Annotated in this window: 10 protein-coding genes and 1 pseudogene; 3 read left to right on the top strand and 8 right to left on the bottom strand. The window is 69.5% G+C overall.

Annotation, left to right across the window (positions count from 1 at the left end):
* The first annotated feature begins 182 nt into the window (after positions 1 to 182).
* Complete coding sequence (locus ACQ86A_RS18960) at positions 183 to 3539, top strand: efflux RND transporter permease subunit (RefSeq protein WP_431278460.1); 3357 nt, start codon at positions 183 to 185, stop codon at positions 3537 to 3539.
* Between the two features lie 170 nt (positions 3540 to 3709).
* Here the strand turns inward: ACQ86A_RS18960 and ACQ86A_RS18955 are convergent, their stop codons facing one another.
* Positions 3710 to 4033, bottom strand: coding sequence for a hypothetical protein (locus tag ACQ86A_RS18955; RefSeq protein WP_431278459.1), 324 nt, complete (start codon positions 4031 to 4033; stop codon positions 3710 to 3712).
* Positions 4034 to 4130: 97 nt separating this feature from the next.
* Here ACQ86A_RS18955 and ACQ86A_RS18950 point away from each other — a divergent pair, with 97 nt between their 5' ends.
* The gene (locus ACQ86A_RS18950; RefSeq protein ID WP_431278458.1) at positions 4131 to 5066 is read left to right on the top strand and encodes an arginase family protein; all 936 of its coding nucleotides are present in this window, start codon (positions 4131 to 4133) and stop codon (positions 5064 to 5066) included.
* A gap of 127 nt (positions 5067 to 5193) precedes the next feature.
* On the opposite strand, the gene hutI is transcribed toward ACQ86A_RS18950, so the two are convergent.
* From hutI to hutH, 3 genes and pseudogenes are all read right to left on the bottom strand, one after another.
* On the bottom strand, positions 5194 to 6408 hold the full coding sequence (gene hutI, locus ACQ86A_RS18945; RefSeq protein ID WP_431278457.1) for an imidazolonepropionase: 1215 nt from the start codon (positions 6406 to 6408) through the stop codon (positions 5194 to 5196).
* Positions 6409 to 6410: 2 nt separating this feature from the next.
* Complete coding sequence (hutU, locus tag ACQ86A_RS18940; RefSeq protein WP_431278456.1) at positions 6411 to 8066, bottom strand: urocanate hydratase; 1656 nt, start codon at positions 8064 to 8066, stop codon at positions 6411 to 6413.
* A 119-nt stretch (positions 8067 to 8185) separates the two neighbouring features.
* Positions 8186 to 9750: pseudogene (gene hutH / locus ACQ86A_RS18935) on the bottom strand (histidine ammonia-lyase).
* Between the two features lie 100 nt (positions 9751 to 9850).
* On the opposite strand from hutH, the gene ACQ86A_RS18930 reads away from it, so the two are divergent.
* Positions 9851 to 10609 carry an IclR family transcriptional regulator gene (locus ACQ86A_RS18930; protein WP_431278455.1) on the top strand — a complete coding sequence of 253 codons (759 nt, stop codon included), beginning with the start codon at positions 9851 to 9853 and terminating at the stop codon, positions 10607 to 10609.
* Between the two features lie 36 nt (positions 10610 to 10645).
* Here the strand turns inward: ACQ86A_RS18930 and ACQ86A_RS18925 are convergent, their stop codons facing one another.
* The 4 genes from ACQ86A_RS18925 to ACQ86A_RS18910 form a co-directional block, all read right to left on the bottom strand.
* Entirely contained in the window at positions 10646 to 11734 is a 1089-nt protein-coding gene (locus ACQ86A_RS18925; protein ID WP_431278454.1) for a S1C family serine protease, read from the bottom strand.
* 57 nt (positions 11735 to 11791) lie between these two features.
* Positions 11792 to 12259: a GNAT family N-acetyltransferase gene (locus ACQ86A_RS18920; protein WP_431278453.1), complete on the bottom strand. Its 468-nt coding sequence runs from the start codon at positions 12257 to 12259 to the stop codon at positions 11792 to 11794.
* A 245-nt stretch (positions 12260 to 12504) separates the two neighbouring features.
* Positions 12505 to 12777 (bottom strand): DUF2277 domain-containing protein, encoded by a 273-nt coding sequence (locus ACQ86A_RS18915; protein ID WP_431278452.1) that lies wholly within the window; start codon positions 12775 to 12777, stop codon positions 12505 to 12507.
* Between the two features lie 20 nt (positions 12778 to 12797).
* Entirely contained in the window at positions 12798 to 13328 is a 531-nt protein-coding gene (locus ACQ86A_RS18910; RefSeq protein WP_431278451.1) for an SRPBCC family protein, read from the bottom strand.
* Positions 13329 to 13334: the final 6 nt, after the last annotated feature.

Raw genomic sequence — 13334 nt, 5'->3', positions numbered from 1 at the left:
AGTGAGCCGAACGAGTGACCAGGCACCAGTGGCCAGCGATCAAGACGCGCATCCGGAGGGCGCACACGACAGCGCCGAAGTCGTACCTGGGCATGAGGAATTTGCACAGGGTGCACTGAGATACTTCTGGTGCGGCGATGGCGTCGCACTCCCCGCATCCAGAATCCGCAAAGGGTACGCCTGTGCATTTCCTCGCCGTCCTCAGTATGAAGAACCGGGCGCTCATCGCGCTGATCACGATCGTTGCGGCGGTGTTCGGCGGACTCGCGCTCACCAACCTGAAGCAGGAGCTCATCCCGAGCATCCAGTTCCCACAGGTGGCGATCGTCAGTTCCTACCCCGGCGCTTCGCCCGAGGTCGTCAACAACGACGTGAGCACACCGGTCGAGACGGCGATTCAGGGTGTCCCCGATCTCGAGAGCACCTCGGCCGTCAGCAGCACGAACCAGTCGCTCATCACGGTGCAGTTCACCTACGGAACAAACCTGGCCACGGCCGAGCAGAAGCTCGACCAGGCGATCAACCGCATCAAGTCGACCCTGCCCGATGGTGTCGACCCTCAGGTCGTCTCGGGAAGCATCGACGACCTGCCGGTCATCCAGCTCGCCGTCACGGGCGGCAGCGACCAGAAGGCTCTCGGCGAGCAGATCACCAAGCTCGCGCTGCCTGACATCAAAGACGTGAAGGGCGTCAACGACGCTCAGCTGGTCGGCGAGGTCGGCCAGCGCATCACGATCGTTCCGGATGCCGCCAAGCTCGCCGCCGCAGGCTTCACCTCCCAGTCGATCAAGGATGCGCTGCAGCAGAACGGCGTGCTCATCCCGGGCGGATCGATCACAGAGGACGACAAGACGCTTTCGGTCCAGTCGGGCAGCCAGCTCGGATCGGTCGACGACATCGCGTCGCTGCCGCTGATCCGGTCGGCTTCGGCGTCCGCCGGTGCGGGTGCCGGTGCGGGTGCGAGCGCCGGTGCCGGAGCAGGGGCGAGCGCAGGTGCCGGACCTTCCGCGGCGGCCGGCGCAGCAGCATCCGGAGCCGCTGCCACCCCGAGCGCAACCGCCACCGCGACGCCCACGATCGGCGAGGTCGCGACGGTTCAGGAGACCGACGACCCGACCACATCCCTGTCGCGCGTCGACGGTAAGCCCGCGCTGACCATCGCCGTGACCAAGCTCCCGTCGGCCAACACGGTCGACGTCTCCAAGGGCGTCAACGCCCTGATCGACGACCTGCAGACGAAGCTCGGCGACGGCGTCAAGATCACGGTCGTCTTCGACCAGGCGCCCTTCATCACGCAGTCGATCAACTCGCTCACCGAGGAGGGTCTGCTCGGCCTGCTGTTCGCCGTGATCGTGATCCTGGTGTTCCTGCTCTCGATCAGGTCCACCCTGGTGACGGCCATCTCGATCCCGACCAGTGTGCTCATCACGTTCATCGTGATGCAGGCCACCGGATACACGCTCAACATCATCACGCTCGGCGCGCTGACGATCGCCATCGGCCGTGTGGTCGACGACTCCATCGTCGTCATCGAGAACATCAAACGTGAGCTGGTCGCCGGGGTCGACCGTGCGTCGACGATCGTCAAGGCAGTGCGCGAGGTCGCGGGTGCGGTCACCGCATCCACGATCGTCACCGTCGCCGTGTTCCTGCCCCTCGCTTTCGTCGGCGATGTGACGGGCGAGCTGTTCCGGCCGTTCGCTACCACCGTGACGATTGCGCTGCTGTCGTCGTTGCTGGTGTCCCTGACGATCGTTCCGGTGCTCGCCTACTGGTTCCTGCGTCCTCCGAAGCCCCGCAAGCACGAAGGCGGAGCGGTCGAGTCCGCGTCCTCGCACCTCTCCATCGACGAGGCCATTGCGACCGGCGACGACGAGCTCAAGCATCCGTCGTGGCTGCAGCGCGGTTACCTGCCGATCATTCACTGGACGCTCAAGCACTCGGTGTCGACCATCATGATCGCCGTCCTGGTGCTCGTGGGAACGGTGTTCCTGTTCCCGCTCATGAAGACCAACTTCCTCGGGTCCTCCGGGCAGAACACACTGACCATTTCGCAGACCCTTCCGCCGGGAACGAGCCTCGAAGCGCAGAACTCGGCCTCGAAGCCGGTCGAGCAGGTGCTCCTCGACACCAAGGGCATCGATATCGTGCAGCTGTCGATCGGGTCGAGCGGCAGCGCCCTGCGCGACGCTTTCACCGGTGGTGGAGGCGGCATCACCTACTCGGTGACGACCGACCCGGATGTCGACCAGGACAAGCTGAAGAACACCGTCGAAAACGAGCTCGCCAAGATCACCGATCAGGGCCAGATCACGGTCTCGTCGTCCCAAGGGTTCGGCGGGTCCAACGACATCGAGGTCAACATCACGGCCACGAGCAACGCCGACCTGCAGAAGGCGACGGATGCGGTGGCCGCCCAGATCGAGAAGCTCGGGTCGATCAAGCAGACCACCGACAACCTCAGCGCATCCCTGCCGTACGTCGCCGTGAAGGTGAATCGCGCTGACGCGGCCAAGGCCGGCCTGAGTGAGGTCGCGGTCGGTAGTCTCGTGTCGCAGGCGGTTCAGCCGTCGACCGTCGGAAACATCGCGATCGACAACACGACGCTGAAGATCTACCTGCAGAGCCCGAACCCACCGACCACGGTGGCCGAACTGTCCGCGCTGGAGATCCCGACGCTGGCAGGCCCGGCTCGCCTCGACACGCTCGCGACGGTCGCCGAGACGAACGGTCCGTCCACCGTGACCACCGAGCGCGGTCTGCGCACGGCGACGGTCAGCGCGACCCCGGGAACCGACAACCTCGGCACCGCGAACGCCGACGTCACCAAGGCGCTCGACAGCGTTGACCTGCCCGCCGGAGCGACCGCGAAGATCGGCGGCGTCTCGTCAAGCCAGTCGGATGCGTTCTCGCAGCTCGGACTCGCGCTGCTCGCGGCCATCCTGATCGTCTACATCGTCATGGTGGCGACGTTCCGGTCGCTGCGGCAGCCGTTGCTCCTGCTCGTCTCGGTGCCGTTCGCGGCCACCGGTGCGATCGCTCTGCAGGTGATCTCGGGCATCCCGCTCGGTGTGGCCTCGCTGATCGGCCTTCTGATGCTGATCGGTATCGTCGTGACGAACGCGATCGTGCTCATCGACCTGGTCAATCAGTATCGGCGACGAGGGATGTCCGTGGAGGATGCGGTCGCGCACGGTTCCTCGCGACGTCTGCGCCCCATCCTGATGACGGCACTTGCCACGATCGCCGCGCTCACCCCGATGGCGATCGGCTTGACAGGCCACGGCGGGTTCATCTCGCAGCCTCTGGCCATCGTCGTGATCGGCGGCCTGGTGTCGTCGACGCTGCTCACGCTGATCGTGCTGCCGACGCTGTACAACTTCGTCGAGGGCTGGAAGGAGCGCCGGGCGTCACGCCGGACGGCCCGGGGCGAGGGTGGCGCGGGGGAGCCGGGTTCGGGTTCGGGGACCGGGCCGGATTCTTCGGAGCCGGATTCGCCGGCGCCGACAGCGCCGGAGCCTGCAGGCTCACGGGCCTAGGCACGCGCCGACTCGCGCTAGACGGTGAACACGGGACGCCCGGTCTTCGGACCGGGCGTCTCTCGCTAAGTAGCGTCCGCCGGTCTGCGGGTCTGCGGGTCAGCGGGGCAGCGAGTCAGTGAGTCCGCGTTTCAGCGGGGCAGCGGGGCAGCGGGTCAGCGGGTCAGCACTCAGCGGGCCTCGTTGACCAGGTGGTCGAGGCTGGCCTGGGCGAGCATCGGCCACTGGTCCGCGCTCGCGGCGGGCACCTCGACCCAGTCCTGGAACGGTCTGTCTTGACGGGACGGATCGAAAAGCACCGCGCCCGGCAGCAGCAAAGCCTCGGCGTGCACCGTCGTCTCGCGGCCGAGCTTGAACGCCATCGCGCCGTAGAACTCGCACGCGAAGACCTTGCCGTTCAGCTTCAGCGCCGGATGCCCGAACATCTTGCCGCTCACCACACCCGCCCCGGCGAGCTCGGCGGCGACGTCGGGGAACGCGGTCTCGGGATCCATGCCGCGATCCTAGGGCGTCGGCGGCCGTCCGCGATACCGGACAGCGGATGCACGTCGCCCGTTCCCGTCGGGTGCGCTGCGGCGCTACGGTCGGCATATGAGCTTGCGTCCACTGTCCGTCGACCCACTCTGGCCCCGCGCAGGCGGCTGGCCGTCACCCGACACCATCGAACCCGGCGGCGCGATCGATCTGACGCTGCTGGGCATCCCGACCTGGCGCACGTCTCTCTCCCCGACCGGAGCCGGTGCGACCCCGTCCGCGGTGCGCGACGCGCTGAGGTACTACGCCGAGTTCGCTGCTCCGGACAGGTCGTCGCGAAGGCGGTTCGAACGTCCGCTATCGCAACTCGTGCTCACCGACGCGGGGGATGTCGAGGAGCCGGACGGCCCTGAGGGTGAGGGTCGGGCGATCGCGGCGATGGCGGATGCGGTCGGCCGCGCATCCCTCGTCGTGGCGGTCGGAGGCGACAACGCGCTAACCGTGCCTGCGGCGCTCGGGGCGTGGGGAGGCGACCTGCCGACCGCGGGCCTGATCACCCTGGATGCCCACCACGACCTGCGCGACGGAGTGAGCAACGGCTCGCCCGTTCGGCGTCTGGTAGAGGCGGGATTGGCGGGCAAGCGGATCGTGCAGATCGGGATCGCCGACTTCGCCAACTCGGCCGAATACTCGAAACGTGCGGCCGATTACGGGATCACGGTCGTGCATCGCGACGAGTTGCACCGGCGCCCGATCGACGACGTGATGGAGGAGGCGCTGGAGATCGCGGGGGCCGCGGGCGGTCCGATCCACGTGGACCTCGACGTGGACGTGTGCGACCGGTCGGTGGCTCCGGGATGCCCGGCGTCGGTGCCCGGCGGCCTCGCGGCGTGGGAGTTGCGGCACGCGGCGCGGCGTGCGGCGGCGCATCCGTCAGTGCGTTCGATCGACCTCGCCGAAGTCGACGCGACCGCGGACGCCCCGGACGGCCGCACGGTGCGCCTGACCGCGCTGTGCGTGCTGGAGGCTGTCGCCGGGGTCGCCCAGCGCTGATGCCGCCCGCCGCTCCGCTGCTGCGCGAGGCTGACGTCCGTGAGTCGCGCCATATGCGGTTCCGGATGCGCGGGAAGCTGTACTCGCCGCGACTCACGCGGGTACACCCGCGGCAGCACGCCGCGGGCTAAGCGACTCGGGCGCCGGCGCGCCAGACGCCGGCGGCGAGAGGGACGCCCGGGCGGTACGCGAGGTGCACGTAGCTGGGCGCGCGGAGCGCGACGAAGTCGGCGCTAGCTCCCGCGGCGAGGTGCCCGACGTCCGCACGGCGGAGCGCGGCCGCGCCACCCGCGGTCGCCGACCAGAGCGCTTCCGCCGGGGTCATCCCCATGTCCCTCACGGCCACAGCGATGCAGAACGGCAGCGACGACGTAAAAGACGAGCCGGGGTTGCAGTCGCTGGCGAGCGCGACGGTGACGCCAGCGTCGATCAGTCGGCGCGCATCCGGAAACTGCTGGCGGGTCGAGAACTCGACGCCGGGCAGGAGGGTGGCGACGGTCGACGAACCGGCGAGGGCCGCGATGTCGTCTTCGGTGAGGTAGGTGCAGTGGTCGACGCTGGCTGCGTCGAGCTCGACGGCGAGACGGATGCCCGGGCCCGCTGAAAGCTGGCTGGCGTGGAGGCGCACGCCCAACCCTCTGGCGGTTCCGGCTTCCAGGATGCGGCGGGACTGTTCCGGCGTGAAGGCGCCGGTCTCGCAGAAGGCGTCGATCCAGCGCGCGTGGGGTGCGCACGCGTCGAGCATGTTTCCGACGACGAGGTCGACGTAGGCCTCGGGATCCGCGGCGAACTCGACCGGGACCACGTGAGCCCCGAGGAACGTCGTCTCGTCCGTCACCCGGGATGCAAGCTCCAGTAGCCGCGCCTCGTCCGCGACAGTGAGTCCATACCCGCTCTTGATCTCGAAGGTCGTCGTGCCCTGGGCGAGCAGCTCGGTGACGAAGCCGTCGAGGCGTGCGGCGAGTTCCGCATCCGTCGCCGCCCGGGTCGCAGCCACCGTGCTGCGAATGCCGCCGGCCGTATATGCCTGTCCGGACATACGCGCCTCGAACTCCGCTGCGCGGTCGCCGCCGAACACGAGATGGGTGTGGCTGTCGACGAAGCCGGGGATCACGGCGGCGCCCTCGAGGTCGACGACCTCGGCGTCGGCTACGGCGAGCGCGGCGGCTTCGGCCGTTGGCAGGGATGCGGCTGGTCCAACCCAGGTGACGACTCCGTCCGTGACGAGGAGCGCGGCGTCTTCCACGATGCCCAGGCGCGCCGTTCCGGTCAGCGAACGAACACCGGGGTCGTTGGTGACCAGTTGGCCGATGCCTGTGAAGAGCGTGCCTGGGGTGTGCATCCCTAACCCTCCTGCATCGGGATGCGGAGGCCGCGCTCGCGTGCGACCTCGGCCGCGCGCTCATAGCCCGCATCGACGTGACGCATGACGCCGGTTCCCGGATCGTTGGTGAGCACGCGCTCGATCTTCTCGGCGGCGAGCGGGGTGCCGTCGGCGACCACGACCTGGCCGGCGTGGATGCTGCGCCCGATACCGACGCCGCCGCCATGGTGGATGGAGACCCAGGTGGCTCCGGAAGCCGTGTTGAGCAGGGCGTTGAGGAGGGGCCAGTCGGCGATCGCGTCGGAGCCGTCGGCCATCGACTCGGTCTCTCGGTACGGGGAGGCGACGGATCCGGAATCGAGGTGGTCGCGGCCGATCACGACGGGGGCGGTGAGTTCGCCGCTCGCGACCATCTCATTGAAGCGGAGGCCCGCGAGGTGGCGTTCCTTGTAGCCGAGCCAGCAGATGCGGGCGGGGAGGCCCTCGAAGTGGACCTTCTCGCCCGCCGCGGTGATCCAGCGGCGGAGGTGCTCGTCCTCGGGGAACAGCTCGAGGATGGCGCGGTCGGTCGCCGCGATGTCGGCGGGGTCGCCGGACAGGGCGGCCCAGCGGAAGGGTCCCTTGCCCTCGGCGAAGAGCGGGCGGATGTACGCGGGCACGAAACCGGGGAAGTCGAAGGCGCGGTCGTAGCCGCCCAGCTGGGCCTCGGCGCGGATCGAGTTGCCGTAGTCGAAGACCTCGGCCCTCGCATCCTGGAACCCGACCATCGCCTCGACATGCTTGGCCATCGACGCGCGGGACCGCTCGGTGAACGACTCGGGGTCGGCGGCCGCGAGCTCGTGCCACTCGGCGACGGTCACGCCCTCGGGCAGGTAGCTGAGCGGGTCGTGGGCGCTCGTCTGGTCGGTGACGATGTCGATCGGGATGCCGCGGGCGAGCAGCTCGGGGAAGACCGTCGCGGCGTTGCCGACGAGTCCGACGGAGAGGGCGCGACGTTCGCTCTTTGCCGTGAGAACGCGGGTGACGGCGTCGTCGATGTCGGTCGCGAGCTCGTCGAGGTAGCCGTGGTCGATGCGGCGCTGGAGGCCGGACTCGTCCACATCCACGATCAGCACGGCGCCCTCGTTCATCGTGACGGCGAGGGGTTGCGCGCCGCCCATCCCGCCGGCGCCGGCCGTCAGGGTGAGCGTGCCGGCGAGCGTGCCGCCGAACTTCTTGGCGGCGACGGCGGCGAAGGTCTCGTACGTGCCCTGCAGGATGCCCTGGGTGCCGATGTAGATCCAGGATCCGGCGGTCATCTGGCCGTACATGGTGAGGCCGAGCGCCTCGAGACGGCGGAACTCGGGCCAGGTCGCCCAATCGCCGACGAGGTTCGAGTTGGCGATGAGCACGCGCGGCGCCCACTCGTGGGTGCGGAAGACGCCGACCGGCTTGCCGGACTGCACGAGCAGGGTCTCGTCGGACTCGAGGTCGCGCAGGGTGCGGACGATGGCGTCGTAGGCCTCCCAGCTGCGGGCGGCGCGGCCGGTGCCGCCGTACACGACGAGGTCGTCGGGGCGCTCGGCGACCTCGGGGTCGAGATTGTTCATGAGCATCCTGAGCGGACCCTCGGTCTGCCAGCTCTTGGCGCTGAGCTCGGTGCCACGCGCGGCCCTAACCGGTCGTGCTCCCTGCATGTTCTCTCTCCTTCGAGTCTTTCGCGTCTGCGTCTTCGGTACTGCAATCGAGTCCGGGAGAAATCCCGTTCTACGAGGGGCGGAAAGGGGATTTCTCCCGGAGTCGATTGCGTTGGGGGTTAGTTGAGGGGGCCGGTGGCGGATTCGGCGGCGGCCAGGATGCGGCCCGACTGCACCAGGGCGACGACGGCTTCGATCTCGGGAGAGAGGTAGCGGTCGGGTCCGGGGCCGGCAACAGCGGTACGAACCTCCGCGACGACGGCGCCGGTCGCCCGCCCCGGCTGCAACGGAGCGCGCAGGTCGGCGCCGCGAGCGGCGGTCATGACCTCGATGGCGAGTACGCGCCCCAGGCCGTCGATCGCCCGGCGCAGCTTGCGCGCCGCGGCCCAGCCCATCGACACGTGGTCCTCCTGCATCGCCGAGGACGGGATGGAGTCGACGGATGCGGGCGACGCCAGACGCTTCAGCTCCGACACGATCCCCGCGGCCGTGTACTGCGCGATCATCAGACCGGAATCGACACCCACCTCGTGCGCGAGGAACGGCGTAAGGCCCTGGTTGCGGGCCGGGTCGAGGAAGCGGTCGGTGCGGCGCTCGGACATGCTCGCCACGTCCGCGACCACGATCGCCAGGAAGTCGAGCACGTAGGCGACGGGCGCTCCGTGGAAATTGCCGTTCGACTCGACCCGCCCGTCGAGCGTGAGCACGGGGTTGTCGACGGCGGATGCGAGCTCGCGGTCGGCGACGAGCGTCGCGTGACCGAGGGTGTCGCGGGCCGCACCGTGCACCTGGGGTGCGCAGCGCAGGGAGTACGCATCCTGAACCCGGGTGCACTCGGGACCCTTGTGGCTGGCGACGATCGGCGAGCCGGCGAGCACCGAGCGGATGTTGGCGGCAGACAGGGCCTGTCCGTGCTGCGGACGCAGGCGCTGCAGGTCGTCGGCGAAGACGGCGTCGGTGCCGAGCAGGGACTCGACGCTCATCGCCGCCGCGATGTCGGCCGTGGTGAGCAGGGGGCGAGGTCGTAGATCGCGAGCGACAGCATCCCGAGCATCCCGTCGGTGCCGTTGATGAGGGCGAGACCCTCCTTCTCGGCGAGCACGACCGGGACGATGCCGGCCGTCGCGAGCGCGTCGGCGGCGTCGGTGAGCACTCCGGCGCCGTCTGCGGCAGAGCCGACTCGTACCTGGCCTTCGCCCATCGCAACGAGCGCACAGTGAGCAAGCGGAGCGAGGTCGCCCGAGCAGCCGAGCGAGCCGTACTCGCGCACGACCGGCGTGATACCGGCGTTCAGGATGGCGGCGTACGTCTCGACGGTGACGCGTTGCGCGCCCGTGCGTGCGGTCATCAGGGTGGAGAGTCGGAGCAGCATGAGGGCGCGCACGACCTCACGCTCGACCTCGGGCCCCGAGCCCGCAGCGTGTGAACGGACGAGGCTCGCCTGAAGCTGAGCCCGACGGTCGCCGGGGATGAACGTGGTCGCGAGCGCACCGAATCCGGTCGAGATACCGTAGTGCGGCTCCACGTCGTCGGCGAGGGCTTCGACGATCGCGCGGGATGCCTGCACGGCGTCGAGCGAGGCGGGATCGAGGACGACATCGGCGTCGTGACGGGCGACGGCGACCACCTCGGCGATCGTGAGCGGCCGCGCGCCGACGAGCACGCTGTTCTTGGTGAGGAGCATGACCTCATCCCACACTCTGCCGCGGCGTCGCGCCGCACTCGTAGACTGTTCTCCGTCCGGTATCCCAGACACGGGAGCGCGGCGGAAGAGCGGGGTGGCGATGAGCAAGGTTCCGGCGGCGGAGAACACGCTGCGGATTCTCGAGCACCTGTCCGGCCAGCGCGGCCCAGTTCCGGCGGCGGCGATCGCGGGGGCGCTTGGGCTGCCACGGTCCACCGTCTACCATCTGCTCGCGGTGCTGATGGAGCACGGATTCGTGCTGCACTTCCCCGAGGCCAGGCGCTACGGTCTCGGGGTCGCGTCGTACGAGCTCAGCTCGGCCTTCTCGAGGCAGGAGCCGCTGAGCCGTCTGGGCCGCCCCATCCTGGCCGCCCTCGTCGACTCGATCGGGGAGTCCGGCCACGTCGCCGTGCTGCACGGCCGCGACGTCGTGTACATCGTGGAGGAGCGGGCACCACGACGTCCGCGCCTGGTGACGGATGTGGGGGTGCGGCTTCCGAGCCACCTCACGGCGAGCGGCCGCGCGCTCCTGGCCACGCTGCCGCCAGGCCAACTGCGGGCCCTGTATCCGGACGCGAGCGCCTTCGAGGACCGCACGGGCGCCGGCCCGCATTCGTACGCCGAGCTGCGGCGGGTCGTCGCCGAGGCGAGGGAGGCCGGATACGCGACGGAGGACGGCGACGTGACCCCCGGATTCGCGTCGGTCGCGGTATCCGTCCGCGACCACGCGGGGTGGCCGGCGGCCGGGATCGCGATCACATTCCCGCGGGAGAATGTATCGCGGGAGGAGTGGCCGGCGCTCGCCGGACGAGTGCGAGAAGCCGCGGCGGAGCTGTCACGTCGCATCCGGGGCAGCTGAGGCCGGAGCGGTTAGAAAACGAACCGGGCCGTGGCGTCAGGGCGCGGCCAGTGTCACCGTCGTATGGTGCGTGTGGCCGTTCCGCAGGTACTCGACCTCGACCTTGTCTCCGGGCTCGCTGGTCACCTGGATGTGCGTGAGCACGTCCACGCTCGACGCCGTGCGACCGTCGAGTTCGATGATGACGTCGCCCGGACGGATGCCCGCTGAATAGGCCGGCCCGCCGCGTTCGACCGAACGCACGAAGAGCCCCTCGGCGACGCCGTAGTGCGCCGACACCGCGTGCGGGATCGGGATGAGGTCGACTCCGGCCGTCGGATACGCCACCTCGCCGTGCTCGATCAGCTGGTGCGCGATCGGGATGGCCAAGGATTCGGGCACCGCGAAGCCGATGCCTACGCTGCCGGTGCTGCGCTGGCCGTCACCGCCCGGGACGGTGGCGATGGCGGTGTTGATTCCGACCAAGCGGCCGCGACAATCCACGAGCGCGCCGCCCGAGTTGCCGGGGTTGATCGAGGCGTCGGTCTGGATCGCGCCGACCAGGATCGCATTGCGGTCGTCATCGCTGGGCACCGGAACGGTGCGGCCGAGCGCGCTCACGATGCCGGCCGTGACCGTGCTCGAGAGCCCGAGCGGTGCGCCGAGGGCGACCACGGGCTCGCCGACCGACAGGGAACCCGAGTCGCCTCTATCGATCACGGGCAGCGCATCCTCGCTCGACACCTTGATGACGGCGAGGTCGGTCTTCGGGTCGCGACCGACGAGCTCGGCCTCGGTCTCGACGCCGTCGCTGTAGCGCACCGACAGCGCTCCACCTGTGGCTGCGGGGGATATGACGTGGTTGTTGGTCAGGATGTAGCCGTCGCGGGTGATGATCTCGCCGCTGCCGTTGCTGCTCCCGCCCGGACCGTGGACGGTGATCGTGACGATGGTCGGCAGCACCTGGTCGGCCACGCGTTCGGCGTTGCACGAGCCGCCGCTTCGACCGGCGCCCAACACGAGCGTCGTGACGGTACCCGCGAAGAACCCGCTGGCGATCAGGATGAGGGCCCCTGCGGCCGAGAGCCCGGCGATCAGCCAGACGCGCCCTGACTTCGTGCTCTCCGACGGTGGTTCGAGAGTCATGGCGGTCCCCTTCGCGCGGTGCTTGCCGCCAGGCTAGCGGGGCGGTCGGCGGCAGCGCTAGGCGGAAGTCAGCTGCTTCGCGTAACAGATCGAGTGCGGGTCGCCGACGTATGGACCGAAGTTGGGGATGCGGACGTAACCGCGACGCTCGTAGAGGGCGATCGCGGCGAGCTGGCGCGGGCCGGTCTCGAGCTGCAGGGTGTCGACTCCGGCGAGCCGTGCGGAGGTCTCGGCGTCGGCGAGGAGGGAGGAGGCGAGGCCCTGGCCGCGCGCATCCTGATGCACGAACATGCGCTTGAGTTCGGCGGTGCCGTCGCCTTTCGCCACGACGGCTACCATACCGAGCGCGCGGCCGTCGGCGTCTCGACCGACGAGCACCGTGACGCCGGGCGCCTCGAGCTCGCTCACATCGAGCAGGTAGCAGCTGTCGGCGGGGTAGAGCGCCAGCGTGAACTCGTCGCCGAGGCGCAGCAACTCCTCGACGTCGGGGGTGCGCGGCGGTTCGGTGGCGATGGAAACGGTCACGACCTCACGGTATCGCGCGCGGATTTCCGCGATGTTTCCCTCACGCACCTGCCTCCAGCGCCTACGGCGCCCGTCGTCGCGCGTCGAGTGTGGAGTTTCTACCGAAATCCCGGGCGTGTCCCGGTAGATACTCCACACTCGGCGGAGGCGGGGGAGGGATGTGGGCGGGCGCGGGAGGAGGACGCGCGGAGCAGGGGGCGCGGGGGGAGAACGGGCGGAAGCAAGGGAGGCGCGGGGGCGGCAGGTCAGGCGGCGGCGAAGCGGCGGGCGGAGCGTTCCTTGGCCTTGGCGGCCTCTTCGTCGCGGTTCTTCGGCGGGGCGTTCGTGACCAGGTCGTCGAGGAGGTGCTGCGTGAGGTGCGCGATCTCGGCGACGGCTCGGTCGAATGCCTCGGCGTTGGCCTTGGAGGGCTTCGAGGTGCCGCTGATCTTGCGCACGTACTGCAGCGCGGCGGCATGCACCTCGTCAGACGAGGCGGCGGGCTCGAAATTGTGGAGGGTGTGGATGTTCCGGCACATGCGAAAGAGGGTACGCCGCGTCAGTCCAACTCGTCGAGGTCGTCCTCGCGATCCAACTCGTTCTGCCCTTGCACCAACCGCCCTTCCGCCGCCCGCCCGGCCGCTGTCAGGGCCTCCGCCGCGCGACCCTTGGCCACGTACTCGAGCCGTCGCAGCGTCTCGGCGTTCCGGATGTTCAACACCACATCCATCAGCCGCTTCGGGATGAAGCGCAGCGGTCCCGACACCACCCGCTCTTCCATGAGCACCAGACTGCCGTTGTCGCGGGGCTGCACCTCGATGATGACGCGCTCGCGACCGAACGGCCACGTATTGGCCGTCAGCTCGACGCGGCGCGGCGCATCCCAGGCGTTCACCCTGGTCACGTCGTTGAGCACCAGCGGCCACACGCCGATCGAGTGATGGAGGCGGGTTGTGGGCCGCGGCCAGTCGGGGTCGGCGGAGCGCAGACGCGAAGCCCCCACCACCCAGGTGGGATAGACCCAGGGGTCGGCGAGCACGGTGAAGACCTGCTCGGGCGTGCAGTCGAAACGGCGAACGGTGATCGACACGGCTGG

Origin of the sequence: Leifsonia poae, from assembly GCF_050632195.1 — a bacterium.
Classification (GTDB): domain Bacteria; phylum Actinomycetota; class Actinomycetes; order Actinomycetales; family Microbacteriaceae; genus Leifsonia; species Leifsonia poae_C.
This window is presented reverse-complemented; position numbering and strand designations above follow the sequence as displayed.

What these genes read in the sequence shown, in the direction of transcription:
- ACQ86A_RS18955 (WP_431278459.1), bottom strand. Translation starts at nt 4,033, where the DNA reads ATGGATCCCGAGACCGCGTTCCCCGACGTCGCCGCCGAGCTCGCCGGG.
- ACQ86A_RS18950 (WP_431278458.1), top strand. Translation starts at nt 4,131, where the DNA reads ATGAGCTTGCGTCCACTGTCCGTCGACCCACTCTGGCCCCGCGCAGGC.
- hutI (WP_431278457.1), bottom strand. Translation starts at nt 6,408, where the DNA reads ATGCACACCCCAGGCACGCTCTTCACAGGCATCGGCCAACTGGTCACC.
- hutU (WP_431278456.1), bottom strand. Translation starts at nt 8,066, where the DNA reads ATGCAGGGAGCACGACCGGTTAGGGCCGCGCGTGGCACCGAGCTCAGC.
- ACQ86A_RS18930 (WP_431278455.1), top strand. Translation starts at nt 9,851, where the DNA reads ATGAGCAAGGTTCCGGCGGCGGAGAACACGCTGCGGATTCTCGAGCAC.
- ACQ86A_RS18925 (WP_431278454.1), bottom strand. Translation starts at nt 11,734, where the DNA reads ATGACTCTCGAACCACCGTCGGAGAGCACGAAGTCAGGGCGCGTCTGG.
- ACQ86A_RS18915 (WP_431278452.1), bottom strand. Translation starts at nt 12,777, where the DNA reads ATGTGCCGGAACATCCACACCCTCCACAATTTCGAGCCCGCCGCCTCG.